The 236-nt window shown below is 38.6% G+C and carries 1 tRNA gene; it reads right to left on the reverse strand.

The annotated features are described in order from the left end of the window. Positions 1-58 (reverse strand) — tRNA-Lys (locus AAEY99_RS21715). Positions 59-236 lie beyond the last annotated feature (178 nt).

Consider the following 236-nt stretch of genomic DNA (forward strand, 5'->3'; position numbering starts at 1 on the left):
TGAAGGATTCGAACCTTCGACCAATTGGTTAAAAGCCAACTGCTCTACCAACTGAGCTAACGACCCATCTTGGTTTTACAAGAACTAATATTCTTACTGGAACAAAAGCCAACTGTCTCTATTTCAAGACCAACTTAGCTAACGACCCATATTGATATGACATTTAAATTCTTTAACCACGATTTAAAAAGTGGTGGGTCGTGAAGGATTCGAACCTTCGACCAATTGGTTAAAAG

The sequence above is a fragment of the Shewanella sp. S1-58-MNA-CIBAN-0166 genome (assembly GCF_040310085.1).
Classification (GTDB): domain Bacteria; phylum Pseudomonadota; class Gammaproteobacteria; order Enterobacterales; family Shewanellaceae; genus Shewanella.